This window comes from Amycolatopsis sp. NPDC104819 (assembly GCF_055583145.1).
The window spans coordinates 181,735-205,855 of record NZ_JBVJON010000005.1 but is presented as its reverse complement, the minus strand read 5'-3'; the positions used below and the strand labels follow the sequence as shown (position 1 = coordinate 205,855).

Below are 24,121 nucleotides of genomic sequence, written 5' to 3'. Positions count from 1 at the left end.
TATGATGGGGGTATGTCCGAAACCCGATGGCTCAGCGACGACGAGCAGCGCGTCTGGCGTGAGTTCAACATGGCCACCCGCATGCTGAGCGCGCACCTCGAGGGTCAGCTGCAGCACGACTCGGGCATGCCGCACACCTACTACGAAGTCCTCGTGTCGCTCTCGGAAGCGCCCGGCCGCCGGCTGCGGATGAGCGAGCTCGCCGACGCGCGCCAGGCGTCGCGAAGCCGGCTCTCGCACGCCGTCGCGCGCCTCGAAGCGAACGGCTGGGTGCGCCGGGAGGCCTGCCCGACCGACAAGCGCGGCGCCTGGGCCGTCCTGACCGACGCGGGGTTCACCGCGCTCGAGGCCGCCGCGCCCGGGCACGTCGAGGCCGTCCGGGAAAGCCTCTTCGACCCGCTGACGCCGGAGCAGGTGACCGCGCTCGGTGAGATCAGCGCCGCGATCCGCAACCAGCTCTCGCCGAAGTGCGCCGCGGCGCAGGCCGCCGAAGAGGCGCGCGAACACGAGGGCGAGCTCACCAAATCGGGCTGACGCGGGGCGGCGCGTCAAGGTCACCGGTGCGGGTCGATAGGCTGCCATCGCCCACCCGACCCTCGTAGCCAGGTGCCTCAGACGAACCGATGCTCAATATCTTCGCGCGTGCCTCCGTTTCCCGCGTCACCGATCCGATCGGCCAGGCGCTGGTCCGCGTCGGGCTGACCCCGAACGCGATGACCGTGCTCGGCACGGCCGGCGCGGTCGTCTGCGCCCTGGTCTTCTTCCCGACCGACCACCTGCTCTGGGGCACCTTCACGGTGTGGGGCTTCGCCATGCTCGACCTGCTGGACGGCGCCATGGCGCGGGCCCGCGGGTACGGCACCCCGTTCGGGGCGGTGCTCGACGCGACCTGCGACCGGCTGGTCGACGGCGCCCTGTTCGCCGCCATCGCCTGGTGGTGCTTCGTCGTCGACGACAACCGCCCGGCCGCCGCCGCGGCGCTGCTCTGTCTGGTGCTCGCCCAGGTCATCTCCTACGTCAAGGCCCGGGCCGACGCCTCCGGCCTGCCCGTCGACGGCGGGCTCGTCGAACGCGCCGAGCGGCTGATCATCGCGCTCGTCGGCACCGGCCTGCACGGCTTCGGCATCCCGTACACCGTGGACGTGACGCTCTGGCTGCTCGCCGTGCTTTCGGTGATCACCCTGCTGCAACGCTCGGCCGGCGTGGCGAAGGCGGCCCGCGAGGCCGCCGCCGGGGAGCAGCGGGCATGACCAGGCTGACCGAGCGGCTGAGCGCCTTCGGCTACGCCGCGGGCTGGCGGCTGGCCGGCTGGCTGCCCGCCGGGTTCGGCAGCACGGTCTTCTCCCTCGGCGCCGACCTCGCCGTCAAGCGCGACAGCGGCGGCGTCCGGCAGCTGCGCGCCAACCTCGCGCGGGTCGTCCCGCAGGCCGACGCGGTCGAGATGGACGAGCTGACCCGCCGCGCGATGCGCTCCTACGCCCGGTACTGGCACGAGACGTTCCGGCTGCCGTCGATGGACCAGAAGGAGGTCAGCGAGAAGGTCGCGGCCTCGATCACCGGCGTCGAGAACCTCGACGCCGCGCTGGCCGAGGGCAACGGCGCGGTGATGGCGCTGCCGCACAGCGGGAACTGGGACATCGCCGGCGTCTGGCTGGCCGACTACCTCGGGGGCTTCACGACCGTCGCCGAGCGGCTGAAGCCCGAGTCGCTCTACCGCCGGTTCGTCGAGTACCGCGAGTCGCTCGGCTTCGAGATCGTGCCGCTCACCGGTGACAGCTCGGCGATGCGCGTGCTGCTGAAGCGGCTGCGCGAGAACAAGGCCGTCTGCCTGGTCGGCGACCGCGACCTGACCACCAGCGGCATCCCGGTGAAGTTCTTCGGCGAGCCGGCCCGGATGCCCGGCGGCCCGGCCCGGCTGGCCGCCACGACCGGCGCCGCGCTGATCCCGGCCGGCTGCTGGTTCACCGAGGACGGCTGGCAGATCCGCCTGCACCCGCGGATCCGCGTCACCGCGCGCGCCGAGGTCCCGGCCGCGACCCAGGCCCTGGCGGACATCTTCGCCGGCGACATCGCCGCCCACCCGGCCGACTGGCACATGGTGCAGAAGTTCTGGCCGGCCGACCTCGACGCGGGCGAGCAGCCGGACCTGGAAGAAGCGAGCTGAGGCGTGGCCACGCGTGGAATGCGGGTCGGGATCGTCTGCCCCTACTCCTTCGACGTGCCCGGCGGGGTCCAGGGGCACGTGATCGACCTGACGAAGGCGCTGCTCGCGCGCGGGCACCACGTGTCCGTGCTCGCGCCCGCCGACGACGACGCCGACCTGCCGGAGTTCGTGCACCCGGCCGGCAAGGCGCTCGGCATCCCGTACAACGGCTCGGTCGCCCGCCTCCAGTTCGGCCCGGTGTCCTACGCCCGGGTGCGCCGCTGGATCCGCGAAGGCGACTTCGACGTCCTGCATCTGCACGAGCCGGCCGCGCCGAGCCTTTCGCTGCTGGCGCTGCTCATCGCGGACGGCCCGATCGTGGCGACGTTCCACACCGCGACGACCCGCTCGCGCACGCTCTCGGCGTTCCAGCCGGTGCTGCGGCCGCTGCTGGAGAAGATCACCGCGCGGATCGCGGTGTCCGCGCTGGCCCGCCGGGTGCAGGTGGAGCACGCGGGCGGCGACGCCGTGGAGATCCCGAACGGCGTCGACGTCGGCTTCTTCTCTTCCGCGACACCGTTGCCGGGTTATCCGCGGGCCGGCGGCACGGTCGGGTTCGTCGGCCGCTTCGGCGAGCCGCGCAAGGGCATGGGCGTGCTGCTGGAGGCGTTGCGGCGGATCCTGCCGGAGTTCGAGGACCTGCGGCTCGTGGTCGTCGGCCGGGGCGACGAGGACCAGCTCCGCCGGGACGCCGGTCCCGAGCTGGCGCCGCACCTGGAGCTGCTCGGGCAGGCCACCGACGAGGTGAAGGCCCAGGCCCTGCGCAGCGTCGACGTCTACTGCGCGCCGAACACCGGCGGGGAGAGCTTCGGGATGATCCTCACCGAGGCGATGGCCGCCGGGACCGCGGTCCTGGCCAGTGACCTCGACTCGTTCCGGCGGGTGCTCGACGACGGCCGCGCCGGGATGCTCGTCGAGACCGGCGACCCGGCCGCGCTCGCCGACGGGCTGCGGGAGCTGCTCGGCGACCCGGCGCACCGGGTGTCGCTGGCCGCGGCGGCGGGCGAGCGCGTCACGATGTACGACTGGTCGGTGGTGGCCACGCAGGTGCTGCGCGTCTACGAGACAGCCGTCGCCGCCGACCCGCGGCGCGTCGCGGCGCCGGAACGGGAGCTCGCCCGGTGAGCGTGCTCGGCTGGCTGCTCCCAGTGCTGGCGCTGGTCGTGGTGCTGGGCGGGCTGTTCCTGCTCGCGACGGCGAACCGGCTCGACCGGCTGCACGTCCGCACGGACGCGGGCTGGGCCGCCCTCGACGCGGCGCTGGCCCGCCGGGCGGTCGTGGCGCGGGCGGTCGCGGTGGTGCTCGGCGACACGGCCCTGCGGACGTCGGCCGAGCGAGCGGAAACAGCGGCCCGTGCCGATCGTGAAGCCGAGGAGAACGAGCTGACGCTGCACCTGAGCCGCGTCGACCGCGCGGGCCTGGCGCCCGAGCTCGCCGAGGAGCTGACCGACGCCGAACACCGGGTCGTGATCGCCCGGCGCGTCCACAACGACGCCGTGCGCGACACGCTGCGGCTGCGACGACGGCGGAAGGTGCGGTACTTCAAGCTGGCCGGCACCGCGCCGCTGCCGGAGTACTTCGAGTTCGCCGAGCCGGAGGTCTGAGCGTGGGCTGGTACGTCGTCGTCGAGGAGCAGCGCGGGGCCGGCGACGGCCGGAGCTGGTCGCTGTCGGAGACGTTCCCGGTCGAGGACCAGGTCGCGGCCGAAGCCGAGGCCCTGCGGCTCGCGCGGGAGTACCAGCCCGCCTACCCGTGGTCGCCGAAGGCGCGGAAGGTCCTGCGGATCGCGGGCGGCTACCTGGTGATCGTCGACGGCCGGACCTCGACGTTCCACTTCCGGCTGACGGTCGGCGAAGAGATCTGAACCCGGCGGCCCCCGCGCGCGTCGGAGGGATATGAGCGCGACGTGGTGGGTGGTCATCGAAGAGCAGGGCGGCCTGGGCGACAACCGGGGCTGGGGCGTCGCGGACGCGACGCCGTACCCCGACCGCGTCAGCGCGGAGGACGACGCGTACCTGCTCGCCAAACAGCACCGGCCGCCGCGGCCGTCGTCCCCGCAGAGCCGGCTGGTGCTGCGCGTGACCGACGGGTACCTGGTGCTGGTCAAGGGCAAGACCGACCTGTGGCAGTTCCGCGTCACGGTGGGCGAACAGGCCGGCGGCTGACAGACTGGGCGGCATGAGCGAACCCGAGGCCTGCGACGTCGCCCACGGCACGGCTCCGGCAGACCCGGACACGCGGACGCTGGTGGCGGTGTTCGCGTCCCCGGTGTCGCGGTACCTGCTGAAGTTCGCGCGGGACCTCGGTTTCCACGTCGCGCTGTTCGAACCGGACGCCGCGCGGGCGACCGACGTGCCGGACGGGTTCGACGCCGCGACCACGCTCCCGGCGCTCGACGGCACCGCCGACGTCGTGGTCACCGACCACCACCGGCCGGAGCTCGGCGACGTCCTCAAGCTCGCGCTCGACCAAGCGCCGCGGTGGATCGGCGTGCTCGGCAACCCGCGTCACCCGGGTCCGCACGTGGCCGCGTTGCAGGGGCTCGGCGTGGCGGACGCCGAGATCGCCCGCGTGCACCGGCCGGTCGGGCTCAACATCGGCTCGCGGACCCCGCCGGAGATCGCGGTGGCGACGCTGGCCGGCCTGCTGGCCGACCGCAACCACCGCCCGGGTGGTTTCGCCTTCTGACCGCCTCGCCCCACTGGCGGTTCCTCACCGCCGGGGCGAATCCTTAGCGTCGGTCCCATGGTGACTGCGGCCCAGGCTCGGGCGAAGTACGACCGGATCGCCGACCGGTACGAGGAGATCTTCTTCTACGTGGGGGACGTCGGCGCGCGGCTCGCCGCGTTCGCCGGTCCGCGGCCGGGCGCGCGGGCGCTGGACATCGGAGCCGGCCGCGGCGCGGTCGCGCGCGCCCTGCTGGCGTACGGCTGCGTGGTGTCGGCGATCGACGCGTCGCCCGAGATGGTCGCCCGGCTGGCCGCCGACCACCCGGAGCTGACCGCCCGGACGATGGACGCGGCCCACCCGGACTTCCCCGACGGCGCGTTCGACGTGGTCACGGCCGGGTTCGTCGTGCAGGTCCTGGACGACCCGGCGGCCGTGCTGGCCGAGGTCCGGCGGGTGCTGGCGCCCGGCGGCACGGTCGCGCTGTCGCTGGAACGGCAGTCGGTGGGGCAGCTGGGCTGGCTGCAGGATCTCAGCGTCGAGTTCTTCTCGCCGGACGCCGCCGCGGAGCCGGAGCCGTCGCCGTCGCCCGGCGCGGGGCCGATGGACGCGGACGGCCTCGACACGCTGCTGACCGAGGCGGGGTTCACCGGCCTGGCCCGGGAAGACGTCGAGATGCCGCTGCCGCTGCGAGGACCGGACGCGCTGTGGGAGTGGCTGCAGCCGCGTGGCGGAACCGAGCTGGTCGCCGCCCTCGGCGAGCGGGCCGGCGAGTTCCACGCGCGGTTCCTGGACGGCGCCCGGACGATGCAGGAGGGCGACACGATCGTCCTCGACTTCGCGGCCACCCTGCACCGGGCCCACCGCCCGGCCTGACCGGACGACACGCGTACCCGCGCGGACGACACGGCGACCGGCCCTCCGGCTCCCGCCGTGTCGTCCGTTCAGGTGCGCGTGTCGTCCGCCGGGGTACGCGTGTCGTCCGTCAGTGGACCGCCATCCCTTCCGGCATCGGCTCGAACCGGGCGTGGTGGCGGGTGAACGTCGCCGTGCCGGAGGTCATCGAGCGCAGGTCGATGAGGTAGCGGACCAGCTCCGTCGCCGGGACCTCGGCCCGGATCAGGGTCCGCCCGCCCTGGCCGGCTTCCGTGCCCAGCACCCGGCCCCGGCGGGAGGAGAGGTCGCCGAGCACGGTGCCGAGGTGCTCGTCCGGCAGCCGGATGGTCACCTCTTCCAGCGGCTCCAGCATGGTGAGGTGCCCGGCCGCCGCGGCCTCCCGCAGCGCCAGCGCGCCGGCGGTCTGGAACGCGGCGTCGGAGGAGTCGACGCTGTGCGCCTTCCCGTCGACCAGCGTGACCTTCACGTCGACGACCGGGTGCCCGTCGGCCAGCCCGCGCTGCAGCTGGGCCCGCACGCCCTTCTCGACGCTCGGGATGAACTGGTGCGGCACCGAGCCGCCGACGACCTTGTCGACGAACTGGAAGCCGCCGCCGCGCGGCAGCGGCTCGACGACGATGTCGCAGACGGCGAACTGGCCGTGCCCGCCGGACTGCTTCACGTGCCGGCCGTGGCCCTTGGCGGGCTTGCCGAACGTCGTGCGCAGGCTGATCTTCACCGGTTCGGTGTCGACGTCCGCGCCGCCCGCCCGCAGCCGCGAGAGCACGACGTCGGCGTGGGCCTCGCCCATGCACCACAGCACCAGCTGGTTCGTCTCGGCGTTGCGGTCGAGCCGCAGCGTCGGGTCGCCGGCGACCAGCCGGGAAAGGTTGCGCGCCAACGTGTCCTCGTCGCTGCGGGTCTTCGCGACGACGGCGACCGGCAGCAGCGGCTCCGGCATCGCCCAGGGTTCCATCAGCAACGGCTCTTCGGGCGAGGAGACGGTGTCACCGGTCTCCGCCGACCCGACCTTCGTCAGCGCGCAGAGGTCACCGGCGACGCAGTAGGGCACCTCGCGCAGGTTCGCGCCGAGGGGGGAGTAGAGGTGCGCGACGCGCTCGTCGGCGTCGTGGTCCTCGTGGCCGCGTTCCGCGAGGCCGTGCCCGGACACGTGCACCGGCCGCTCGGGGCGCAGCGTCCCGGAGAACACCCGGACGAGGGACACTCGGCCGACGTAGGAGTCGACGGCCGTCCGGACGACCTCCGCGGCGAGGGGGCCCGCGGGGTCGGCGGTGATGGCCGCGTGCGCCCCGCCGTCCGGCGTGGTGACGTCCGGCGGCTCGTGCTCCAGCGGCGAGGGGAACGCCCGGACGATCCCGTCGAGCACCTCGGCCAGGCCGATCCCGCTGGTCGCGCACACCGGGATGACCGGGTGGAACGACCCGCGCGCGACGGCGGTCTCGAGGTCGGCGATGAGCGTCTCCTCGGGGATCTCCTCGCCGCCGAGGTAGCGGTCCATCAGGGACTCGTCCTCGCTCTCGGCGATGACCCCTTCGATCAGCTCGTTGCGGGCTTCGGCCATCCGCTCGAGGTCGGCCGGGTCGGGTTCGCCCACCTTCGGCGGATGCCCGGCGGAGTAGTCGAAGTACCGCTGGGTGATCAGCCCGACCAGGCCGTCGCCGGCGGGCAGGTAGAGCGGCAGGACACCGGCGCCGAACGCGGCCTGGCAGGCGGCGATCTCGGCCATCGGGTCGGCCCGGTGGTGGTCGAGCCGGGAGACGACGACCGCGCGCGGCATGCCGACCGCGGCGCACTCCTCCCACACCGCGACCGTCGCCGCGTCGACCCCTTCGGCCGCGCAGACGACGAACAGCGCCGCGTCGGCCGCACGCAGCCCGGCCCGCAGCTCCCCGACGAAGTCGGCGTACCCCGGCGTGTCGATCAGGTTGATCTTGTGACCCCGGTGCAGCACCGGCGCGACCGAAAGGCCGACCGAGCGCTGCTGGCGGACCGCGGCCGGGTCGTGGTCGCACACCGTCGTCCCGTCGACCACCGAGCCCGCGCGCGGGACGGTGCCGGACGCCGCGAGGAGCGCCTCCGTGAGGGTCGTCTTCCCCGAGCCGGACGGGCCGACGAGCACCACGTTGCGGACCTTCGCGGGGTCGTCCACAGCGACGGCGGCCCCGGTGTCGGCGTTCTTGGCTTGTTTGTCGGCCATGACGACTCCTCGGCGAACGGCTGGTGTACGTGATGTGTCCTCGATCACACACCCGCTACCCTGGTCACGGCAAGGCACGGGTCCCGGGACCAGCCGAATGCCCGGGGGAGCAGGGGCAAGGGGGAGTTTCATGACGGTGGACAGGCGGACCTTCCTGCGGATGTCCGGGGCGGTTCCGGTGGCGGGACTGGCGGCGGGGTGGCCGCCGCCGGACGACTGGGAGCGGCTGCGGCGCCGGCTGGCCGGGCCGTTGTTCCGGCCGGGCGACGCGGGTTACCCCGAGGCCAAGCAGGGCTTCTTCACGATGTACGACGCCCGGATGCCGGCGGCCGTCGTGGGCGCCACGCGGGTCGAGGACGTCCAAGCCGCTGTCGGCTTCGCGGCGCGGCACCGGCTGCCCGTCGCCGCCCGCAGCGGCGGGCACAGCTATCCCGGGTACTCCACTGTGGACGGCGGGATCGTGGTGGACCTGAGCCGGTTCTCGGCGGTCGAAGCGCGCCCGGACGGCCGCGCGGTGATCGGCGCCGGGGCCCGGCTGGGGCCGATCGCCACCACGCTCGCGGCGGCGGGCCGGGTGCTGCCGGCGGGCAGCTGCGACACGGTCGGCATCGCCGGGCTCGCCCTCGGCGGCGGCGTCGGCGTCCTCGACCGGAAATACGGCCTGACGTGCGACCACCTGGAGGCGGCCCGGATCGTCACGGCCGACGGCCGGCTGCGCACGGTTTCGGCGACGGCGGAGCCCGACCTGTTCTGGGCGCTGCGCGGCGGGGGCGGCGGCAACTTCGGGATCGTCACCGGGTTCACGTTCCGGACCGTGCCGATCGCCGACGTCGCCACGTTCGACCTCCACTTCCCGCCGGGCACGCAGACCGCGCTGTTCGCCGCCTGGCAGGACTGGCAGCCGGCGATGCCGGACGAGCTGTGGTCCGGGATGGGCCTCGGCGCGGACCACGCCAACCTCGGCGGCACGTTCCTCGGCCCGGCGGCGCGGATGAACGAGCTGCTCGACGACCTGATCCGCCGGGTCGGCACCCCGCCGGTCGAGCAGCGGCGGCGGGTGCTGGACCATGTGTCCGCGATGCGGTCGTTCGACGACCACGACTCGCGGCCGGCGGTGGCCGCGAACCGGGGCACCTACGTCGGGACGTCGCGGATGCTCCTGCGCCGGGCCGCCGACCCGGCCGCCGTCGTCGAGGTGCTGACCGGGGTCCCGAAGGTCGACACCATCATCGACGCGGGCGGCGGCGCCATCGCGCGGGTCGGTGTCCGCGAAACGGCGTTCCCGCACCGGAAGGCGCTGGCCAGCTTCCAGTTCCTGCACGGCGCGGAGCCCGAGAACGGCGGTGAGGCCGGCGCCCGGCGCGCGGTGGCCGCCGTCCGCGACGGGCTCGGGCCGGAGTTCGGCGCCACCGGCTACGTCAACTACCTCGATCCCGAGATGCCGGACTGGGCGGAGGCGTACTACGGGGTGAACCTGCCGCGGTTGCGCGCTGTCGCCCGAAAGTATGACCCGCGAGGAATTTTCGCTTTCCCGCAAGGACTTTTCGCGCCCCACTCGACTGTCCACATCGGAGAGACATAGACTGCGCCGAACCCACGCAAAGGAGGCGCGTGCTCGACCTGGCATTCTCCACAGAGGATCTGGCGCACACCCGGTTCGCGTTCTCGCCGGCGTGGGAGATCGTGGCGAGCGTGCGCGTCCTGAACCGGCCGGGGGAGCACGCGCTGCACCTGCCGTGGGTCAAGCGGGCGACCGCGGCGCTCGACGGCGCCGGCCTGGACATCACGCTGCTGCGGGAGCTGGTGCCGCTGCGGCACCTGCCCGGCTTCCTGGCCGGCACGCCGTCGACACCGCTGCCCGAACTGGCCGACGAGCTCGCCGACCTGCGTGACGTGCCGGGCCGCGTCGTCCGGCGTGAGCTCGACGCGATGTCCGGGCCGCGCCCACCGGTGCTGAACCGCTTCCACCGCGACCCCGAAGCCGGGCTCGAGCGGCTCGCGACGCTGATGGAGCGGTACTGGGAGCTCGTGCTCGCCCCGGACTGGCCCCGCATCCGCGCGCTGCTCGAGGCCGACGTGCTGCACCGGTCCCGGCTGCTGGCCCACGGCGGCGCCGCCGAGCTGTTCAACGACCTCACCCCGCTGGTCCGCTGGCAGGGCGGCACGCTCACGGTGGCGCACCGCCACCTGCACGCCGCCGTGCCGCTCGACGGGCGCGGCCTGGTGCTCGTGCCCTCGGCGTTCGTCTGGCCGCGGGTGTTCTCCAAGACCGACCCGCGCTGGCAGCCGGTGCTGCGCTACCCGCCGCGCGGGATCGCCACGCTCTGGGAGACCGGGACGGCGGTCGCGCCCGGCGCGCTGGCCGCCGTCATGGGCCGCGGGCGCGCGATGCTGCTCGCCGAGCTGGCCGCGCCGGCGTCCACTTCGGAGCTGGCCCGCCGGACCCGGCTCAGCGCCGGCGCGGTGTCGCAGCACCTCGGTGTCCTGAAGGCCGCGGGCCTGGTCAACGGGCATCGTGCCGGACGTCACGTGCTCTACGCACGCACGGAAGCCGCGGAAGTCCTGGTCGCCGGGGTGCCGAAAGTGGACTCCTGAGATTGCCGCGCACTGGCCTGCCTGAAGGGTCCACCGCCGACCTACGCTCGGACCGGTAACCCCCGGTTCATCGTGTGGAAAGGCCCCGTCGTGTCCGAGCAGCAGCCCAGCCCCTCCAACGGCACCGTCCAGCCGGTCACCGGCACCGCCAAGGTGAAGCGCGGCATGGCCGAGATGCTCAAGGGCGGCGTGATCATGGACGTGGTCACCGCCGAGCAGGCCAAGATCGCCGAAGACGCCGGCGCGGTCGCGGTGATGGCGCTGGAGCGCGTGCCCGCCGACATCCGCGCCCAGGGCGGCGTCGCGCGGATGAGCGACCCCGACCTGATCGATGGCATCATCGAGACCGTCTCGATCCCGGTGATGGCCAAGGCTCGCATCGGCCACTTCGTCGAGGCGCAGGTGCTGCAGTCCCTCGGCGTCGACTACGTGGACGAGTCCGAGGTGCTCACCCCCGCCGACTACGCCAACCACATCGACAAGTGGGCGTTCACCGTGCCCTTCGTCTGCGGCGCGACCAACCTCGGCGAGGCGCTGCGCCGGATCACCGAGGGTGCGGCGATGATCCGCTCCAAGGGTGAGGCCGGCACCGGTGACGTCTCCAACGCCACCACGCACATGCGCAAGATCCGCGGCGAGATCCGCCGCCTGCAGTCGCTGCCGGAGGACGAGCTGTTCGTCGCGGCGAAGGAGCTGCAGGCGCCGTACGAGCTGGTACGCGAGGTGGCGGAGAAGGGCAAGCTGCCGGTCGTGCTGTTCACCGCGGGCGGCATCGCCACCCCGGCCGACGCGGCCATGATGATGCAGCTCGGCGCCGAGGGTGTGTTCGTCGGCTCCGGCATCTTCAAGTCGGGCAACCCGGCCCAGCGCGCCGAGGCGATCGTCAAGGCGACGACCTTCTACGACGACCCGGACGTGCTGGCGAAGGTCTCGCGCGGCCTGGGCGAGGCCATGGTCGGCATCAACGTCGAAGAGCTGCCGGAGCCCCACCGCCTGGCCGAGCGCGGCTGGTGACGGCCTAACCCTCCGGGTAGAAGAGGAAGAGCGTGCAGCCCGTCGTGCTGGCGGGCACGTGCCACGACCCGGCCGGGGCGTGCAGGAACGTCCCGGCCGGATGGTCGCGGGCGCCGTCGTGGAACGTGCCCGCGACGACGTAGACCTCTTCCGGGCCCGGCTCGTGGACGTCGCGGCGCGGCCAGGACGTGCCCGGGTCCATCTCGAGAACGTTGGCGTGCGCGCCGTTCGCGCCGGTCCACAGTGGACGTAGCCGGATCCCGGGGAAGAGCTCGCGGACGGGGGCGTCCTCGACGGACACGGACGTGTAGCCCTCTTGGACGAGGATCTCGGGGTGCATGACCTCACCGTGCCGGGCGCCCGTGGGGCCGGGACAGCGTCAAGAAAGACACCCTGGGGTACTTTCCTGCCATGCATCGTGTGGTGGCCCTGGTGCGGCCGGTGCAGTCGACGTTCGAGCTCGGCATCGCCGCCGAGGTCTTCGGCACGCCGCGGGCCGACGTGCCGCGGCACTACGAGTTCGACGTGTGCGCGGAGGTGCCCGGCCCGGTGTCGACTACGGCCGGATACGCGATGTCGGTGTCGGCGGGGTTGGAGGCGTTGGCTTCGGCGGACACCGTGCTCATCCCGGGCTGGGCGCCGGTGGAGGCGCCGCTGCCGGACGGCGTCCGCCGTGCGCTGCTGGCGGCTCACGCGCGGGGCGCGCGGCTCGTCACGATCTGCTCCGGCGTCTTCGCGCTGGCCCGCACGGGCCTGCTGGACGGCCGTTCGGCGACCACGCACTGGGCCCGCGCGGAGCAGCTGCAACGGGAGTTCCCGCAGGTGCGCGTGGAGCCGGACGTGCTCTACGTCGACCACAGTGACGTCGCGACGAGCGCCGGGGCGGGCGCCGGCGTCGACCTGTGCCTGCACCTCGTCCGGCAGGACCACGGCGCCGCGTACGCGGCCCTGCTCGCGCGGCACATGGTGATGCCGCCGCACCGCGAAGGCGGCCAGGCGCAGTACGCGCCACCCGCGCCGGACTCCGACGCGCTCGACGGCCTGCTCGCGTGGGCCGGCGCGCGCCTCGGGACGCCGTTGTCGGTCGACGACCTGGCCGCGCACCTGAACGTCTCGGCCCGCACGCTGGCCCGCCGGTTCGCCGACCGGCTCGGGACGAGCCCGGGCGCGTGGCTGCTGGCCCGGCGGGTGGCGGAGGCCCGGACCCTGCTGGAGCGGACGGACCTGCCGGTGGAGGCCGTCGCCACGCGGGTTGGCCTCACCTCGGCGGTCAACCTGCGGCGCCGGTTCCGCGCCCAGGTGGGGACCACGCCGGGCGCCTACCGGAGGGCGTTCCGGGGTTAGAGGTATTCCGAGATCTCGACGCCGTAGGTGCCCGGCTCGAGCGCTTCGAAGATGTGCGGGACGTCGCCGGGGTAGGAGATGTAGTCGCCCGGGTTCAGCTCCTCGGGGGCCTCCATGACGCCGACCCGGGCGCGTCCCGCGCACAGCACGATGTGCTCCATCACGCCGGTCATGTGCGGGTCGCTGCGCCGGGGAGTCCCCGGCTCGGCCCGGATGAGGTACATGTCCCGCCGCGCGGACGGGGGACAGGCCGACAGCAGCGTGCACGCGTAGTCGGCGTGTTCGGCGAACACCGTCGGGCCCTTGCCGGCCCGGATGACGCGGACCTTCGGCCGGTCGGGCTCGACCAGGCGCGAAAACGGCACGTCGAGGGCGACGCCGAGCGCCCAGAGCGTCTCGACGCTGGGGTTGCCGGTGCCGGACTCGAGCTGGGAGAGCGTCGACTTGGCCAGGCCGGCGCGGCGCGCGACCTCGGTCAGGGACAAGCCCGCGCGGGTGCGTTCCCGGCGCAGCGACGCCGCGATGATCTCCAGCGGCGCGCCGGTGGTTTCCTGCGACATGTGCTGTTCGCTCCATCGGTCGTTCTGTTCGCCTTGACGAACACGGGGCCTTGTGTTCACCATAGAACACATGCGTTCGATATGGCGAACACTCGATCGGGGCCTGGCCCGCGACATCGGCCTGGTCTGCTTGGCCGATTGTCTCGTGGGGGTCTCCTACGGCGCCATCGCGGTGAGCTCGGGCTTCCCGTTCTGGCTGCCGATGCTGATGTCGCTGCTGGTCTTCGCCGGCGCGTCGCAGTTCATGTTCATCGGGATCGTGGCCGCGGGCGGCAACCCGTTCGCCGCCGTGCTCGCCGGGCTGCTCGCGAACGCGCGGCACCTGCCGTTCGGCTTCGCGATCGGCGACGTCCTGGGCAAGCGGTGGCCCGCCCGGCTGGCGGGCAGCCACCTGATGATCGACGAGTCGGTGGCGTTCGCGCTGGCCCAGCGCGAGGCGCACCGGCGGCGCGCGGCGTACTGGGCGTGCGGGATCGGCCTGTTCGCCTGCTGGAACATCGGCGTGGTCGCCGGCGCGTTCGCCGGGTCCGTCATCAGCGACACCGACGTGTTCGGCCTGGACGCCGCGTTCCCGGCGGTGCTGCTCGCGCTGGTCCTGCCGTCCCTGCGCGACCGGGCGGCCCGGCTGCCGGTGCTGGTCGGGGTGGCCGTCGCGCTGGTCGCGACGCCGTTCCTGCCCGCGGGGCTGCCGGTGCTGCTGGCGCTGGCCGGGGTGCTGGTGGGAGTCACGGCGAAGGAACCCGAACTGGAGGAGGCCCGCTGATGGACGGCGTCGAACTGCTGATCGGCACGGCCGTGCTGGCCGTGGGGACGTTCGCCTTCCGGTTCGCCGGGCCGGTGCTGCGCAGCCGGCTGAAGCTGTCCCCGAAGGCGGAACGGCTGATGGCGCTGGCGGCGGTGGTGCTGCTGGCCGCGCTGGTCGCGGTCAGCGCGTTGACGGAAGGGCACGGTTTCGCGGGGTTCGCGCGGCCGGCCGGGGTGCTGGTGGCCGGGGTGCTGGCCTGGCGGAAGGCCCCGTTCGCGCTGGTGGTGGTGGCCGCCGCGGCGACGGCGGCGCTGCTGCGGCTGGCCGGCGTGCCCTGAGCCGCGCGTCGCTGGCGCCCCAAGGTGGCCTTGGTTGCGTCGGACGCACCGAAGGCCACCTTGGGGCGCTCGGGTGCGGCGGCCGGGCTGACCTGCCGGTCCGCTCGGCACGCCGAGCGTCTAGGCTGGTGGGAAGGGTCTTTCGGGAGGTCGGGTGTCTGAGGGGTCTTCGGTGCCGGTCATCGGTGTGCTTGCCATGCAGGGTGCCGTGCGGGAGCACGTCGCCATGCTGGAAGAAGCGGGCGCGCGGGCGAAGCCGGTGCGGCGGGCCACTGAGTTGTCCGAAGTGGACGGTCTGGTGCTGCCCGGTGGCGAGTCCACCACGATGTCGCGGCTGCTCGAGACGTTCGAACTGCTCGAGCCGCTGCGCGCGCGGATCGCCGACGGGCTGCCCGCCTTCGGGTCGTGCGCCGGGATGATCCTGCTGGCGCGGCAGACCCTCGACGGGCGGCCCGACCAGCAGCAGCTCGGCGGGCTCGACGTCGTCGTCCGGCGCAACGCCTTCGGCAGGCAGGTCGACTCCTTCGAGGCCGACCTCGACTTCACCGGGGTCGACGGCGGCGGGGTGCGCGCGGTGTTCATCCGCGCGCCCTGGGTCGAGAAGGCCGGTGACGGCGTCGAGGTGCTGGCCACGGTCAGCGGCGTGCCCGGCGTGGCGGACGACACCGCTAGGATCGTCGCGGTCCGGCAGGGGGCGGTGCTGGCGACCGCGTTCCACCCGGAGCTGACACCCGACGTGCGGGTGCACCGGCTCTTCGTCGGCCTCGTACGGCAGGCTGCCTGAAACGCGGTGCCCGGGCCGGGTACGGAACAGATGGAGGAGAGATGAGCGGCCACTCCAAGTGGGCCACCACGAAGCACAAGAAGGCCAACCTCGACGCGAAGCGCGGCAAGCTCTTCGCGCGGTTGATCAAGAACATCGAGGTGGCCGCGCGGACCGGCACCGGTGGTGGCGACCCGGATGGCAACCCCACGCTCTACGACGCCATCCAGAAGGCGAAGAAGAACTCGGTCCCGCAGGACAACATCGAGCGCGCCCGCAAGCGCGGCGCCGGTGAAGAAGCGGGCGGCGCCGACTGGCAGAACATCACGTACGAGGGGTACGGCCCCAACGGCGTGGGGGTGCTGATCGAGTGCCTCACCGACAACAAGAACCGCGCCGCGATGGAGGTCCGCACCGCGCTCACGCGCAACAACGGCTCCCTCGCCGACCCGGGTTCGGTCGCGTACATGTTCACCCGCAAGGGTGTCGTGCTGATGCCGAAGGGTGACGCCTCGGAGGACGACGTCCTCATGGCGGTCCTCGACGCCGGCGCCGAAGAGGTCAACGACCTCGACGAGAGCTTCGAGATCGTCTCCGAAGGCGGCGACCTGGTGCCGGTGCGCAAGGCGCTGCAGGAGGCCGGGTTCGAGTACGAGTCGGCGGAGCTGACGTTCCTCCCGTCGGTCAGCGTCCCCCTGGACGCGGACGGCGCGAAGAAGGTCTTCAAGCTGATCGACGCCCTCGAGGACTGCGACGACGTCCAGAACGTCTACGCGAACTTCGACGTCTCCGACGAGGTGCTCGCCGAAGTCGGCTGATGCCGGGGTCGGGATACGCGTCGAAGGGCGCCAGGGGGCTGGTTCCTTGTGGCGGCTTTCGTGCTGTCGGGCGGTGGAGAACGTCTACGCGCTGCGTAGCCGTCCGCGTCTCGGACGAGGTGCTCGCCGAAGTCGGCTGAGTTTTCCTTTGCCCCGCACGGGATCGCGGCCCGGGTCGGAAACTTTCCGGCCCGGGCCCTGTGCTTCTCCCGGACTCGTCAGGCAGAATGTGCGCCGTGACCTCGACGACCCCCGCCGCCTCCGCCGACATCACCGCCGAACTGTCCGCGGACGAACTGCGCCTCATCGAATGGATCGAGACGCAGGCGAAGGAACGCGGCAACGCCGTCGTTTCGGTCGCCGGGGACGCCGAGGGCGCCGGCTACTGCTTCACCGCCTGTGCGTGGGCGCTGCATCACGTGCCCGAAGCCGTCGTCGTCGGGCTGCCGGAGCAGATGGGCCAGGTGCTGCTCGACGCCTACGTCGACCGCGCGGCCAACGGCGAGATCTTCGAGGTCGGCAAGCGCTACGACAACTTCTTCGAAGGCGTCCCGGTCGTCCTCGAGCGGGTCAACAAGGGGCACTACCCCGAGTTCTTCGGCTCCGCGTTCCTCATCTACCCGGACGGCGACTTCCCGGCGCTGCAGCTGATCGTCGCCACGCCGGAGGGCAAGTTCCCGTGGCACCCGGACGCGCCCGAGGGCTTCGCCCGGTGGCAGCTGGTCCTGACCGAGAGCGGCGACCCGGAAAGCTGGACCCCCGGCGTCGACGGCCCCTAGAACTTCCGCAGGTCGGCGGCCGCTTCCGGGTAGCGCTCGGCCAGCTCCGACGCCGTCGCGAACTCCACGCAGTCGTCCGTGTAGGGCGGCACGACGACCGTGCCCAGCAGACTCCACGCGCCGCGCGTGACCGTCGCCTGCCAGGTCCCGGCGGGCACCACGACCTGGGGCCGCTCGCCGGCGGCGACGTCCGTGCCGAGCACCGGCCGGGACACCGAGCCGTCCGGGTGCAGCAGCAGCATCGCGGCCGGCGCGCCCGCGTGGTGGACGTACACCTCGACGCGGTCCAGCCGGTGCGGCGCCGAGAACTCGGGCGCCACGAGCAGGTAGTAGATCGCGGACCCGGTCGGCGAGCGCCAGCTCTGCGCCCACCGCCCGCCCTCGACCGGCAGGGGCTCAAGACCCAGGTGGGTGACGAAATCCGACGGCTCCGGCATGTCACCCATCCTGCCGCAGACGCGGCCAGTAGCCTGCAAGCTCGAACTGGTGTTCGCGGCGAGAGGGAGAACGGGTGCGGGTGCTCGGGGTCGACCCCGGTCTGACCAGGTGCGGCCTGGGGGTGGTCGACGGCGGCAAGGGCCGGGCCGTCCGCTGCGTCGCCGTCGACGTCGTGCGGACGCCGGCCGACGCCGACCTGGCGCACCGGCTGCTCGGCATCTCCGACGAGGTCGAACGCTGGATGGACAAGTACAAGCCGACCGCGGTCGCGGTCGAGCGGGTCTTCGCCCAGCACAACGTCCGCACGGCCATGGGCACCGCGCAGGCCGGTGGCGTCGTCGCGCTCGCCGCCGCGCGCCGGGGGCTGCCGGTCGTGTTCCACACGCCGAGCGAGGTCAAGGCCGCCGTCAGCGGGTCGGGCCGGGCCGACAAGGCGCAGGTCACGGCCATGGTGATGCGCCTGCTCAACCTCGAGGTCGCGCCGCACCCTGCCGACGCCGCGGACGCGCTCGCCCTCGCCATCTGCCACCTCTGGCGGGAGCCGATGCGGGCCCGGCTCGCCGAGGCCGAAGCCCGCGCGGCCGAGATGGCGCGCACCCACAAGGCCCGCCTCGCCGCGGCGGCGAAACAAGCCAAGAACCCTGGAGCAGCACGATGATCTCGTCGGTACGCGGAGAAGTCCTGTCGGTCGCCTTGGACCACGTCGTGGTCGAGGTCGGCGGAGTGGGCTTCGCCGTGCAGGCCACCCCGGCGACGCTGGCCACCCTGCGCCGCGGCGAGGAGGTCCGGCTGCACACCGCGCTCGTCGTCCGCGAGGACTCGCTGACGCTGTTCGGCTTCGCCGACGCCGACGCGCGGGAGCTGTTCGGGCTGCTGCAGACGGTCTCCGGGATCGGGCCGCGGCTCGCGCTGGCCACCCTCGCCGTGCTCGACCCCGACAAGCTGCGCGGCGCGCTCGTCGAAGGCAACATCACCGTGCTCACCTCGGTGCCCGGCATCGGCCGCAAGGGCGCCGAACGGCTCACCCTGGAGCTGCGCGACAAGGTCACCGCGCTCGGCTCCGGCGAAGCGCCGGCCCTCACCGCGCCCGGCGCGTTGCGGGCCGAGGTCGTCGAAGCACTGGCCGGCCTCGGGTTCCCGGCCAAGCAGGCCGAGACGGCCGTGGACAAGGTCCTCGCCGACGGCGACGGCCACACCACGGCCAGCGTGCTGCGCGCGTCGCTGGCCACCCTCGGCCGGAAGCGGTAGGCGCGGCCGTGGAGTATGAAGCCGTGGAGGAAGACGAAGCCCTCTCGGCGTGGGCGCAGACCGGCGAGGAGACCGTCGAAGGCACGCTGCGGCCCCGCAAGCTCGACGAGTTCGTCGGCCAGCCCCGGGTGCGCGAGCAGCTGGAGCTGGTGCTGGAGAGCGCGCGCCGCCGCGGCGTGCCGCCCGACCACGTCCTGCTGTCCGGCCCGCCCGGGCTGGGCAAGACGTCGATGGCGATGATCGTCGCCGCCGAGCTGGGCGCGGCCATCCGGATCACCTCCGGCCCGGCCCTGGAACGCGCCGGCGACCTGGCCGCGATGCTGTCCAACCTCGCCCCCGGCGACGTCCTGTTCATCGACGAGATCCACCGGATCGCCCGCCCCGCCGAAGAGATGCTCTACCTGGCGATGGAGGACTTCCGGGTCGACGTCGTGGTCGGCAAGGGCCCGGGCGCCACCAGCATCCCACTGGAGATCGCGCCGTTCACGCTGGTCGGGGCGACCACCCGGTCCGGCTCGCTGACCGGGCCGCTGCGCGACCGCTTCGGCTTCACCGGGCAGATGGAGTTCTACACCGACACCGAGCTGGAGCTGGTCGTCCGCCGCGCCGCGACGATCCTCGACATCCCGATCGACCGCGACGGCTGCCAGGAGATCGCCGGCCGCTCGCGCGGCACACCCCGGATCGCGAACCGGCTGCTGCGGCGCGTCCGCGACTACGCCGAGGTCCGCGCCGACGGCAAGGTGACCCTCGAGGTCGCCCGGGCCGCGCTGGCCGTCTACGACGTCGACGAGCTGGGCCTCGACCGGCTCGACCGGGCCGTGCTCACCGCGCTGACCAGGTCGTTCGGCGGCGGGCCGGTCGGCATCTCGACGCTGGCGGTGGCCGTGGGGGAGGAGGCGTCCACGGTGGAAGAGGTCTGCGAGCCCTACCTGGTGCGCGCCGGTATGCTCGCCCGCACCCCGCGTGGCCGGGTGGCGACCGCGGCCGCCTGGGAGCACCTCGGGCTGGTGCCGCCCGCCGACCACCCGGGGCGCCCCGACCCGGGCGGGCTCTCGCCGTTCGAGCAGGAATGAGCGGCCGGAACCGGCGGGTGGGTGCTGGCGTCCGCGCTGGTACCTGGCACACTTGACAGGAGCACATACCCAAAAACCGGACATTTCGGCTGGGCCCGGTGTCCGTCGAACGGAGAATCATGCAACAGCTATTGCTGCCCCTGCTGCTCGTGCTCGTCCTCGCCGTGCCGCTGGTGATGAGCTCGCGGAAGCAGAAGAAGCAGCAGGCCGCGCAGCAGGACCTGCAGAACAGCCTGGCGCCCGGTGACCGCGTGATGACCACCTCGGGTCTCTACGGCACCGTCGCCGACACCTCCGGCGACACCACGATCGACATCGAGATCGCGCCCGGCGTTGTCACCACCTGGCTGCGGCTCGCGGTCCGCGAGAAGGTGCAGCCGGTCGTCGAGACCGACGAGGACTCGGCCGACGAGGCGGACGAGGCTCCCGCGGAGGAGTCGATCATCGAGTCGAGCGCCGGCATCAAGCGCGACGACGAGACGCCGACCACCGCGCAGGTGGCGCCGCCGCTGGAGCACGGCAAGAAGTAAGGCCCCCGCGGTACCCCTGGGCAGGGGCGGAAAGCTCCCGACGAAAGTCGGTGCGGCCGCAACGCCGGGCTCACGCAGCACCGAGTAGTGTCTCGGTGCTGCGTGCGTGTCCGCCGTCATACCCGTGCCCGGGAGTGAATCGCACACAGTCCGGCCCGGTAACCCTCCGGGCGGGCACCAGACCGTTGGGGCAACCCAGTCCGAGGAGACCGAAGCACCGTGGCATCATCGGCCGGGCATCTCCGCCCGGGACGCTATCTCGCCTTCTTCGCCCTGATCGTGATCGTGCTGTACGCGCTGGTGTTCCTCACCGGCAACCACAAGCCGACCCCGAAGCTGGGCATCGACCTGCAAGGCGGCACCCGGGTCACGCTCACCGCCCGCACCCCGGACGGTGGCCAGCCCACCCGGGAGTCCCTGAACCAGGCGCGCCAGATCATCGAGCGCCGGGTCAACGGGATCGGCGTCGGTGGCACCGAGGTCCTCCTCGACGGCAACAACGTCGTCATCACCGTCCCCGGCGAGCAGGGCGACCAGGCGAAGAACCTGGGCAAGACCGCGAAGCTGGGCTTCCGGAAGGTCGTCGCGAACGCGACGCAGCCGGTGGTGCCCCCGCAGCCGCAGCCGTCCACCCCGCCGTCCTCGGGCGCCCCGAGCACCCCGCCGTCTTCGGGCGCGCCGTCTTCCGGCGCGCCGACGGCCAGTTCCAGCGCGCCGCCGTCCAGCCCGGCCGCCGGTGGTGGCGGCGCTCCCGCCGCCGCGCCCGCGCAGCAGCAGAGCACCACGCCGGCCCCGCCGAGCAGCAGCACCACGCCGCCGCCGGCGTCGAGCCAGGCCCCGGCCCCCGCGGACGGCTCGGTCGACGCCGACACCGCCAAGGAGATCCAGGCCGCGAAGGCGGTCCGGCAGAACCCGAAGCTGATCGGCGCCGACGGCGCCCCGGACCAGAACCTCGTCGCCCAGGCAATGGCGTCGCTCACCTGCGCGCCGAACGCCAAGGACCCGCTCGAGGGCAACGACGACCCCAAGCTGCCGCTGGTCGCCTGCGGTGACCACGACACCTACAAGTACCTGCTGGAGCCGGAGTTCCTGCCGGGCACCGAGATCGCGGACTCGACGTCGGGGTACGACCAGCAGCGCGGCCAGTGGGTGGTGAACCTCAGCTTCAAGAGCGAGGGCACCAAGATCTGGGCCGACTTCACGTCGAAGAACACCGGTCAGCAGGCCGCGTTCGTGCTCGACACGCAGGTCGTGTCCGCGCCGAACATCCAGGTCGCGATCGTCGACGGCAACACCCAGATCACGGGCAAGTTCACCCAGCCCGAGGCGAAGGACCTCTCGGACATCCTGAAGTACGGCTCGCTGCCGCTGTCGTTCGCCTCCTCGGACGCGACCACGGTGTCGGCCACCCTCGGCTTCGCGTCGCTGCAGGCCGGGCTCATCGCCGGCGGCATCGGCCTGCTGGTCGTGTTCATCTACTGCCTGTTCTACTACCGGCTCCTCGGCGTGCTGACGATCCTGTCGCTGGCGTTGTCGTTCTCGCTGGTGTTCGCGGTGCTGGTGCTGCTCGGCCGCTGGATCGGCTACACGCTGGACCTCGCGGGCATCGCCGGCCTGATCATCGCGATCGGCATCACGGCGGACTCGTTCGTCATCTACTTCGAACGAATAAAGGACGAGATCCGGGAGGGCCGGACGTTCCGGTCCGCGGTGCCGCGCGGGTGGACCCGCGCCCAGCGCACCATCCTGGCCTCGGACGCGGTGAGCTTCCTGGCCGCGGCGATCCTGTACATCATCGCCGTCGGCGACGTCCAGGGCTTCGCGTTCACGCTCGGCATGTCCACCGTGCTCGACCTGGTGATCGTCTACCTGGTGACCCACCCGCTGGTGGCCATCGCGTCGACGTCGAAGTCGAAGTTCCTGTCCAACCCGAAGTACCTGGGTCTGGGCGCCGTGCAGCAAGTGGGTTCGCACCGCAAGTCGACGGGCGTCGGCCGCGCGAACGTGAAGGAGGCCTGACGTGGGCGTCGAGGAACTGGGCACGGACGCCGACGGCGACAAGAAGGTCGCGGCGAAGCCGGGCAGGCGGGAAAGCTTCTTCCACCGGCTCTACGTGGGCACGGGCGCGTTCGACGTCGTCGGCAAGCGCAAGCGCTGGTACCTGTTCTTCGGGACGCTGGTGCTGGTGTGCCTGCTGTCGATGATCTTCCGCGGCTTCAACATCGGCATCGAGTTCGAGGGCGGCACGCAGATCCAGATGCCGGCCAACGGCATCCACGGCGTCATCACCGAGGACCAGGCCAAGGAGTCGTTCCAGAAGGCGCTGGGCAAGCCGGCCGCGGAGACCCAGAAGGTCGGCACGGGCGCCGCGTCGACCATCCAGATCCGCACCGACACGCTGGACGCGGCCGACGTCGCCAAGGTCAAGCAGACGCTGTTCCAGGACCTGGGCCCGAAGGGCTCCAACGGCCAGCCGAGCGTGCAGGCGATCAGTGACAGCGCGGTCAGCGCGTCCTGGGGTGGCGAGATCTCGCAGAAGGCGCTGATCGCCCTCGCGGTGTTCCTCGTCGCGGTCGTCATCTTCCTGGCGATCTACTTCGACCTGCGGATGGCCTCGGCGGCGCTGGTTTCGCTGCTGCACGACATCTTCGTGACGGCCGGCGTGTACTCGCTGGTCGGGTTCGAGGTCACGCCGGCGACGGTGATCGGCCTGCTGACGATCCTCGGGTTCTCGCTGTACGACACGGTGGTGGTGTTCGACAAGGTCCGCGAGAACACGCGCGGCCTGCTCGGGCTGACCCGCCGCACGTTCGGCGAAGCCGCGAACCTGGCGCTGAACCAGACCCTGATGCGGTCGTTCAACACGGCGTTCATCGCGCTGCTGCCGATCCTCGGCCTGCTGATCGTCGGGTACATCCTGCTCGGCTCCGGCACGCTGCAGGACCTGGCGCTCGTGCAGCTCACGGGCACGATCGTCGGCGTGCTGTCGTCGGTCGCGCTCGCGACGCCGCTGCTGGTCGACTTCAAGATGCGCGACCCGAAGTACCGGCAGCAGGCCGAGCGCGTCCACGCCCGCCGGGCCAACGCGGAGCGCAAGGCCGCGGGCGACGACTTCGACGCCTCGGACGACGACGCCCTGGCGAAGGAGCTGCGCAAGGAGAAGGCGTACGCGGCCGCGGCCAGCGTCCCCGCCCGGATCCAGAAGCAGCGCCCGTCCGGCAAGCCCGCGAACAAGCGCAAGCGCTGACGTGGACCTGGACGACGCCCTCGGCCTGATCGCCGAGGTGCCGGACTTCCCGGAGCCCGGCGTGCTGTTCCGCGACCTGAGCCCGCTCTTCGCGGACGCGGGCGCGTTCAAGGCCGTGGCCGACGCGCTGGCGGGCACCCTCGACCCGCAGGTCGAGGCGCTCGCCGGCGTGGAGGCCCGCGGGTTCCTCCTCGCCGCGGCCGTGGGGTACGCCCGCGGCCTCGGCGTGGTGCTGATCCGCAAGCCCGGCAAGCTCCCGCAGGTGGCGGGCCGGGTGGACTACGCGCTGGAGTACGGCACGGCCACGGTCGAGCTGCCGGTCGGCGTGGTCCGGCCGGGCCAGCGGATCGCGATCCTGGACGACGTGCTGGCCACGGGCGGCACGGTGGCGGCGACGGGCAAGCTCCTGGAGGACGCGGGAGCCGTGGTCGACAGCGTGTCGGTGGTGCTGGAGCTGGCGGCGCTGGGCGGCCGTGACGTGCTGGCGAACCGCAAGATCCACGCCCTGCAGGTCTGCTGAACCGAGTCTGCCGCAGCTGGTCGTGGGGGGGGGGGGGGGGGGGGGGCGGCCCCCCCCCCCCCCCCCCCCCCCCCCCCCCGCCCGCACCGCGTTTTTTCTTGGGTTACCCTTCTTCTTCTTCCTTTGTCTTTCCTTTGTGTGT

At 72.8% G+C, this 24,121-nt stretch carries 29 protein-coding genes; 25 read left to right on the top strand and 4 right to left on the bottom strand.

Annotated elements, in window-relative coordinates; genetic code table 11:
- Positions 1 to 12: 12 nt before the first annotated feature.
- The 9 genes from ACZ63E_RS17145 (at position 13) to ACZ63E_RS17105 (ending at position 5,746) form a co-directional block, all read left to right on the top strand.
- Positions 13 to 534, top strand: a complete 522-nt coding sequence (locus ACZ63E_RS17145) for a MarR family winged helix-turn-helix transcriptional regulator (protein ID WP_465312521.1) — start codon at positions 13 to 15, stop codon at positions 532 to 534.
- An 89-nt stretch (positions 535 to 623) separates the two neighbouring features.
- On the top strand, positions 624 to 1,250 hold the full coding sequence (gene pgsA, locus ACZ63E_RS17140; RefSeq protein WP_465336941.1) for a phosphatidylinositol phosphate synthase: 627 nt from the start codon (positions 624 to 626) through the stop codon (positions 1,248 to 1,250).
- Complete coding sequence (locus ACZ63E_RS17135; protein WP_465312519.1) at positions 1,247 to 2,164, top strand: phosphatidylinositol mannoside acyltransferase; 918 nt, start codon at positions 1,247 to 1,249, stop codon at positions 2,162 to 2,164. Before pgsA ends, ACZ63E_RS17135 begins: the two co-directional genes overlap by 4 nt.
- 18 nt (positions 2,165 to 2,182) lie before the next feature.
- Positions 2,183 to 3,328 (top strand): glycosyltransferase family 4 protein, encoded by a 1,146-nt coding sequence (locus ACZ63E_RS17130; RefSeq protein ID WP_465337466.1) that lies wholly within the window; start codon positions 2,183 to 2,185, stop codon positions 3,326 to 3,328.
- Positions 3,325 to 3,807, top strand: a complete 483-nt coding sequence (locus tag ACZ63E_RS17125) for an NUDIX hydrolase (RefSeq protein WP_465336939.1) — start codon at positions 3,325 to 3,327, stop codon at positions 3,805 to 3,807. The genes ACZ63E_RS17130 and ACZ63E_RS17125 overlap by 4 nt, the downstream gene beginning before the upstream one ends.
- A gap of 2 nt (positions 3,808 to 3,809) precedes the next feature.
- Positions 3,810 to 4,067 (top strand): hypothetical protein, encoded by a 258-nt coding sequence (locus tag ACZ63E_RS17120; RefSeq protein ID WP_465336937.1) that lies wholly within the window; start codon positions 3,810 to 3,812, stop codon positions 4,065 to 4,067.
- Positions 4,068 to 4,098: 31 nt separating this feature from the next.
- On the top strand, positions 4,099 to 4,368 hold the full coding sequence (locus tag ACZ63E_RS17115) for a hypothetical protein (protein ID WP_465336935.1): 270 nt from the start codon (positions 4,099 to 4,101) through the stop codon (positions 4,366 to 4,368).
- 13 nt (positions 4,369 to 4,381) lie between these two features.
- The gene (locus ACZ63E_RS17110) at positions 4,382 to 4,891 is read left to right on the top strand and encodes an XdhC family protein (protein ID WP_465336934.1); all 510 of its coding nucleotides are present in this window, start codon (positions 4,382 to 4,384) and stop codon (positions 4,889 to 4,891) included.
- 57 nt (positions 4,892 to 4,948) lie between these two features.
- Positions 4,949 to 5,746 (top strand): class I SAM-dependent methyltransferase, encoded by a 798-nt coding sequence (locus tag ACZ63E_RS17105; protein ID WP_465336932.1) that lies wholly within the window; start codon positions 4,949 to 4,951, stop codon positions 5,744 to 5,746.
- A gap of 109 nt (positions 5,747 to 5,855) precedes the next feature.
- Here ACZ63E_RS17105 and ACZ63E_RS17100 read toward each other — a convergent pair whose 3' ends face one another.
- Positions 5,856 to 7,964: an elongation factor G-like protein EF-G2 gene (locus ACZ63E_RS17100; RefSeq protein ID WP_465336930.1), complete on the bottom strand. Its 2,109-nt coding sequence runs from the start codon at positions 7,962 to 7,964 to the stop codon at positions 5,856 to 5,858.
- Between the two features lie 130 nt (positions 7,965 to 8,094).
- On the opposite strand from ACZ63E_RS17100, the gene ACZ63E_RS17095 reads away from it, so the two are divergent.
- The 3 genes from ACZ63E_RS17095 (at position 8,095) to pdxS (ending at position 11,573) form a co-directional block, all read left to right on the top strand.
- Positions 8,095 to 9,546 (top strand): FAD-binding oxidoreductase, encoded by a 1,452-nt coding sequence (locus tag ACZ63E_RS17095; RefSeq protein ID WP_465336929.1) that lies wholly within the window; start codon positions 8,095 to 8,097, stop codon positions 9,544 to 9,546.
- A gap of 29 nt (positions 9,547 to 9,575) precedes the next feature.
- Positions 9,576 to 10,559, top strand: coding sequence for a DUF5937 family protein (locus tag ACZ63E_RS17090; protein WP_465336928.1), 984 nt, complete (start codon positions 9,576 to 9,578; stop codon positions 10,557 to 10,559).
- A 90-nt stretch (positions 10,560 to 10,649) separates the two neighbouring features.
- On the top strand, positions 10,650 to 11,573 hold the full coding sequence (gene pdxS / locus ACZ63E_RS17085) for a pyridoxal 5'-phosphate synthase lyase subunit PdxS (protein WP_465312510.1): 924 nt from the start codon (positions 10,650 to 10,652) through the stop codon (positions 11,571 to 11,573).
- A gap of 4 nt (positions 11,574 to 11,577) precedes the next feature.
- Here pdxS and ACZ63E_RS17080 read toward each other — a convergent pair whose 3' ends face one another.
- On the bottom strand, positions 11,578 to 11,913 hold the full coding sequence (locus ACZ63E_RS17080) for a cupin domain-containing protein (protein WP_465336927.1): 336 nt from the start codon (positions 11,911 to 11,913) through the stop codon (positions 11,578 to 11,580).
- 71 nt (positions 11,914 to 11,984) lie between these two features.
- Here ACZ63E_RS17080 and ACZ63E_RS17075 point away from each other — a divergent pair, with 71 nt between their 5' ends.
- Positions 11,985 to 12,917, top strand: coding sequence for a helix-turn-helix domain-containing protein (locus tag ACZ63E_RS17075; protein ID WP_465336926.1), 933 nt, complete (start codon positions 11,985 to 11,987; stop codon positions 12,915 to 12,917).
- On the opposite strand, the gene ACZ63E_RS17070 is transcribed toward ACZ63E_RS17075, so the two are convergent.
- Positions 12,914 to 13,477 (bottom strand): helix-turn-helix domain-containing protein, encoded by a 564-nt coding sequence (locus ACZ63E_RS17070; protein WP_465312507.1) that lies wholly within the window; start codon positions 13,475 to 13,477, stop codon positions 12,914 to 12,916. The genes ACZ63E_RS17075 and ACZ63E_RS17070 overlap by 4 nt on opposite strands.
- A 70-nt stretch (positions 13,478 to 13,547) precedes the next feature.
- Between ACZ63E_RS17070 and ACZ63E_RS17065 the strand changes: the two genes are divergently transcribed.
- From ACZ63E_RS17065 to ACZ63E_RS17045, 5 genes are all read left to right on the top strand, one after another.
- Positions 13,548 to 14,240 (top strand): AzlC family ABC transporter permease, encoded by a 693-nt coding sequence (locus ACZ63E_RS17065; RefSeq protein WP_465336925.1) that lies wholly within the window; start codon positions 13,548 to 13,550, stop codon positions 14,238 to 14,240.
- Positions 14,240 to 14,560, top strand: coding sequence for an AzlD domain-containing protein (locus ACZ63E_RS17060; RefSeq protein ID WP_465336924.1), 321 nt, complete (start codon positions 14,240 to 14,242; stop codon positions 14,558 to 14,560). Before ACZ63E_RS17065 ends, ACZ63E_RS17060 begins: the two co-directional genes overlap by 1 nt.
- 154 nt (positions 14,561 to 14,714) lie before the next feature.
- Positions 14,715 to 15,344 (top strand): pyridoxal 5'-phosphate synthase glutaminase subunit PdxT, encoded by a 630-nt coding sequence (gene pdxT / locus ACZ63E_RS17055; RefSeq protein WP_465336923.1) that lies wholly within the window; start codon positions 14,715 to 14,717, stop codon positions 15,342 to 15,344.
- Between the two features lie 41 nt (positions 15,345 to 15,385).
- On the top strand, positions 15,386 to 16,141 hold the full coding sequence (locus ACZ63E_RS17050; RefSeq protein ID WP_465336922.1) for a YebC/PmpR family DNA-binding transcriptional regulator: 756 nt from the start codon (positions 15,386 to 15,388) through the stop codon (positions 16,139 to 16,141).
- A 227-nt stretch (positions 16,142 to 16,368) separates the two neighbouring features.
- Positions 16,369 to 16,920: a DUF4262 domain-containing protein gene (locus ACZ63E_RS17045; RefSeq protein ID WP_465336921.1), complete on the top strand. Its 552-nt coding sequence runs from the start codon at positions 16,369 to 16,371 to the stop codon at positions 16,918 to 16,920.
- On the opposite strand, the gene ACZ63E_RS17040 is transcribed toward ACZ63E_RS17045, so the two are convergent.
- On the bottom strand, positions 16,917 to 17,357 hold the full coding sequence (locus tag ACZ63E_RS17040) for a cupin domain-containing protein (protein WP_465336920.1): 441 nt from the start codon (positions 17,355 to 17,357) through the stop codon (positions 16,917 to 16,919). The two genes, ACZ63E_RS17045 and ACZ63E_RS17040, sit on opposite strands and share 4 nt — an antisense overlap.
- A gap of 74 nt (positions 17,358 to 17,431) precedes the next feature.
- Here ACZ63E_RS17040 and ruvC point away from each other — a divergent pair, with 74 nt between their 5' ends.
- The 7 genes from ruvC (at position 17,432) to ACZ63E_RS17005 (ending at position 23,979) form a co-directional block, all read left to right on the top strand.
- Positions 17,432 to 18,016 carry a crossover junction endodeoxyribonuclease RuvC gene (ruvC, locus tag ACZ63E_RS17035; RefSeq protein WP_465312500.1) on the top strand — a complete coding sequence of 195 codons (585 nt, stop codon included), beginning with the start codon at positions 17,432 to 17,434 and terminating at the stop codon, positions 18,014 to 18,016.
- Positions 18,013 to 18,606 (top strand): Holliday junction branch migration protein RuvA, encoded by a 594-nt coding sequence (gene ruvA / locus ACZ63E_RS17030; RefSeq protein WP_465336919.1) that lies wholly within the window; start codon positions 18,013 to 18,015, stop codon positions 18,604 to 18,606. Before ruvC ends, ruvA begins: the two co-directional genes overlap by 4 nt.
- Positions 18,607 to 18,614: 8 nt before the next feature.
- Positions 18,615 to 19,682: a Holliday junction branch migration DNA helicase RuvB gene (gene ruvB, locus ACZ63E_RS17025; protein ID WP_465336918.1), complete on the top strand. Its 1,068-nt coding sequence runs from the start codon at positions 18,615 to 18,617 to the stop codon at positions 19,680 to 19,682.
- A 119-nt stretch (positions 19,683 to 19,801) separates the two neighbouring features.
- A complete protein-coding gene (gene yajC, locus ACZ63E_RS17020; RefSeq protein ID WP_465336917.1) occupies positions 19,802 to 20,212 on the top strand; it encodes a preprotein translocase subunit YajC in 411 nt (136 codons plus the stop codon).
- A 219-nt stretch (positions 20,213 to 20,431) separates the two neighbouring features.
- Complete coding sequence (gene secD, locus ACZ63E_RS17015; protein WP_465336916.1) at positions 20,432 to 22,231, top strand: protein translocase subunit SecD; 1,800 nt, start codon at positions 20,432 to 20,434, stop codon at positions 22,229 to 22,231.
- A 1-nt stretch (position 22,232) separates the two neighbouring features.
- On the top strand, positions 22,233 to 23,459 hold the full coding sequence (secF, locus tag ACZ63E_RS17010) for a protein translocase subunit SecF (protein ID WP_465336915.1): 1,227 nt from the start codon (positions 22,233 to 22,235) through the stop codon (positions 23,457 to 23,459).
- Between the two features lies 1 nt (position 23,460).
- Positions 23,461 to 23,979, top strand: a complete 519-nt coding sequence (locus ACZ63E_RS17005; RefSeq protein ID WP_465312494.1) for an adenine phosphoribosyltransferase — start codon at positions 23,461 to 23,463, stop codon at positions 23,977 to 23,979.
- Positions 23,980 to 24,121 lie beyond the last annotated feature (142 nt).